Annotated in this window: 2 protein-coding genes; one reads left to right on the plus strand and one right to left on the minus strand. The window is 70.3% G+C overall.

The genetic code is table 11. From position 1 onward, the window contains the following. Positions 1–1,204 (plus strand): DEAD/DEAH box helicase (locus tag ACFWF3_RS35040; RefSeq protein ID WP_379318398.1); only part of this gene is annotated, 1,204 nt, incomplete at its 5' end. Positions 1,205–1,244: 40 nt separating this feature from the next. On the opposite strand, the gene ACFWF3_RS35045 is transcribed toward ACFWF3_RS35040, so the two are convergent. Next, on the minus strand, positions 1,245–1,682 hold a 438-nt coding region (locus tag ACFWF3_RS35045; RefSeq protein ID WP_379318400.1), incomplete at its 5' end, for a TetR family transcriptional regulator C-terminal domain-containing protein.

The following is a 1,682-nucleotide window of genomic DNA, read 5'->3' on the forward strand; positions in this document are numbered from 1 at the left end:
GATCCCGTTCGTCACCTATGAGCCCGACGAGGGTGGGTTCCCGCGTTCGCGCGCCGATCACTCCTACGGCTATGCCGACGCGCTCGCCGACGGCGTCGTGCGTCCGGTGGTGTTCCTGGCCTACTCCGGTGACGCGCACTGGCGCGACAGCGCGGGAGAGGAACACACCGCCCGCCTCGGCGAACCGCTCAGCGCCGAACACACCGCGCGGGCCTGGCGCACGGCCCTTGACCCGGCAGGTGACTGGATCTCGGCGGTGCTGCGTGCGGCGGATGTGCGCCTGCGTCAGCTGCGCGCGTCGGGCATGCCCGACGCGGGCGGTCTGGTGATCGCCACCGATCAGGAGCGGGCCCGCGACTACGCCGAACTGCTCGAGCACATCTGTGGCGAGCGGCCGTCGGTGGTGCTCTCGGACGACCCGCAGTCCTCGCAGCGCATCGGCGAGTTCGGGAAGGGCACCCAGCCGTGGATGGTCGCGGTGCGCATGGTGTCCGAGGGTGTCGACGTGCCACGCCTCGCCGTCGGCGTCTACGCCACCAGCGCCTCGACGCCGCTGTACTTCGCGCAGGCCATCGGCCGTTTCGTGCGTGCCCGCAAGCCGGGCGAGACCGCGAGCGTGTTCCTGCCGTCGGTGCCGGTGTTGCTCGACCTGGCCGCGCAGCTGGAGTTGCAGCGCGATCACGTGATCGGCAAGCCGCACCGCGAGAAGGACGGCCTCGACGACGAGCTCCTGATGGACGCGAACAAGGCCAAGGACGAGCCCGGAGAGGACGAGAAGTCCTTCGTCGCCCTCGCCGCGGACGCCGAGCTCGACCAGGTGATCTACGACGGTTCCTCCTTCGGCACCGCCACCATCGCGGGCAGCGACGAGGAAGCCGACTACCTCGGCATTCCCGGTCTGCTCGACGCCGACCAGATGCGTGCTCTCCTGCGCGACCGTCAGACCCGTCAGCTGGCCGACCGTAGTGCCGCGCAGGAGTCCGCCCCCCAGCCGGCGGCCGTCGCCGAACGTGTCGCCACCTCGGACAAACTGGGCGAGCTGCGCCGCGAACTCAACAGCCTCGTCGCGATGCACCACCACCGCACCGGCAAGCCCCACGGCGTGATCCACGGCGAACTCCGTCGCGAATGTGGTGGTCCGCCTACGGCCTTGGCGAGTGTCGATCAATTGGGTGAACGTATCGCCGCCCTGCGTCGAATCTGAGAGACCGAACCTCGCCGACGCGCCGGCCCGCGGGCTTCGCCTAGCGTGTCGCGGCTTCGAGTGTGCGCAGCGCGCTGTCGACGGCGGCGCTGAGTTCGCCGGGGCTGACGCCGTCTCTGGCCTGGATCGACAACCCGTACAGGACGGTGCTGTACAGCATGGCCAGCGAAGCCGTGTCGGTGTCGGGGGCGAGATCGCCGTCGGTGACGCCGCGATCGAGACGTGCGCGGATGTCGGCCGTGGTGTGGCGACGGGCTTCGACCAGGAATTCGCGCACCGCGGCGTTGCGGGTGGTGTAGGTCGCGCCGGCGAGGACCACCATGCAGCCGTTGGGCAGACCGGGGTCGGTGTAGTGGGTGATGTTGTCGCGCAGCATCGCCTCGATCGCGGCGTAGGCGGTGGGTTGCTCGCGCAGCGCCGTGGCCGTGTAGGAGCCCTCGGTGCGGCGGTAGAGCTCGACGGCGGCGCGGAACAGGGC

This window comes from Nocardia sp. NPDC060220, assembly GCF_042727815.1.
Taxonomy (GTDB): Bacteria; Actinomycetota; Actinomycetes; order Mycobacteriales; family Mycobacteriaceae; genus Nocardia.